Consider the following 1,862-nt stretch of genomic DNA (forward strand, 5'->3'; position numbering starts at 1 on the left):
CCTAGTTCATTTCAACGGCTTGCACCACATCCGCCAACCCGCCGCGAATTTTTCGGGCTAGGTAATAGCTCAATTCGAGCAAGTAGGAACCTCCGGGTTTCCTAAGGAGATTTATCGAGCCAATTGATTCTATGTGGCGACTATTAATGCTCGGCTCCTCATGTTACGGCGCATTTTGCCAAACTGCCGATGCAACCATTACGGAATAGATGCCGAATACTCTTGTTCAACATCCTTCAAACGGCACCTACTATTTTGGGAGAGTCGAGGACAAGAATGTCAGATCAGAGGTATCCTGATTCCGGGCGCGCCGATCGTCTTGAAACGCGGACGACACAGCAGTCGCGGAGGATTCGGCGTGCGCCATATCTGGGCACGGCATAAGACGGAAATCCTTGCTCGCGGGTATTCAGAGGAAGAAGACGTCGCAAAATACGTAGCGGATATCGTTCGCCCCGGCTCACCTGTCTTCTGCGAGTTCGGGCATATCCGGAACGTGCGTGTGACAGTAGTGCGGACGATAGTCGGCATTGCCGTGCTTGAGCACAAGACGCACGGAGACGATGTCCATTATTCAGTGGTGACAGCGTTTGCCCAGCGGAATGCTCACGGTACCCGGGTGGGAACCGTTCTTGCCCACCAGCCTGCTCCTGCCCAGCTACCCGAAAACAAAACGCCCACGGAACCTGCATAGATTCCGTGGGCGATTTATATGAAAATTGGACAGTAGAAGCGCTTCCGTAGCTCAAGGGGTTGGAAGCCACCCGAAGTGTCCTGTCGCAAGCTTCCTGCTAAGCTTGACCGTCCTGTTGATCTCACCGTATTCGAGGCGGCCCGTGCACAGCTTGAGGAGAACCGGAAGCGCAAGCGCCAACGCATACCCGGCGCGGACTGGCTGCTGCAGGGCCTCGCGGTCTGCCGGCGTTGCGGCTACGCCTATTATGGCAAGCGCGCGCCTCGTTCCCGCAAGTACGATCGGACGAACACGCTGCGCTACTATCGTTGTATCGGTGCGGATGGCTACCGCTTCAGCGGCCATGCCGTGTGCGATAACCCGGCGGTACGCGGCGATCACCTGGAAGAAGCGGTGTGGGATCAGGTGAAAGGTCTCCTGGAGAACCCGGGTCGCGTGGCCGACGAATATCGCCGCCGCCTCCTCCAAGCCCGCGACGAAACCCGCGAGCCGGATGAGATCGTCCGCCTGGAACGACAGATGGCCACCTTGCGTCGCGGCATCGGCCGGCTGATTGACAGCTATGCCGAGGGCGTCATCGACAAGGCGGAATTCGAACCGCGTATCGCTGGCCTGAAACAACGCCTCTCCCAGCTTCAGGAGCGACACCGGGCGGCGGTCGAAGTGGCCGAGAACGAACGCGACCTCTCTCTCCTCATCAGCCGTCTGGAAGACTTCTCCGCCAAGGTGACAGCAGGGCTCGCCGGCCTTGATCGGATCGGCATGCGGCAGATCATCCGCACCGTGGTTCGCCAAGTCGAAATCGACGACGCGCACATCGAGATCATCTTCCGGGTGCCTCCGATCGATGGCCCGGCCGGCCCAAAATCACCACGCGAAATGACAATTTCCAAGCAACATTGTACAGAGGATCGTCGAGCGCACCTTCGGCTGGATGACCCGATGGCGACGCCTCGTGCGCGACTACGAGCAGCGCATCGATGTCTCTCACGCCATGATCCTCGTCGCCATGGGCGGCAACCTCCTACGAAGAACCGCTCATCCGTGAATTTCCAAACGGATTCTTACACCTCAAGAGTGAAGCCGCAGAGGCGTCGCTTGCGCTCTCAATGGCCGCGCGACGCCGCGCCGCCATTCACCCAGGGCGGGTCTACTCACCATCAGGATC

The 1,862-nt window shown here is 58.8% G+C and carries 2 pseudogenes; both read left to right on the forward strand.

Features of this window, described 5'->3' with window-relative positions:
• Positions 1–769: 769 nt before the first annotated feature.
• A pseudogene (locus ACWGTO_RS33300) lies at positions 770–1,045 on the forward strand (zinc ribbon domain-containing protein); the annotation flags it as partial.
• A 559-nt stretch (positions 1,046–1,604) separates the two neighbouring features.
• Positions 1,605–1,742, forward strand: a pseudogene (locus ACWGTO_RS33305) (IS5/IS1182 family transposase); the annotation flags it as partial.
• Positions 1,743–1,862 lie beyond the last annotated feature (120 nt).

It is taken from the genome of Mesorhizobium sp. PL10, assembly GCF_053714315.1.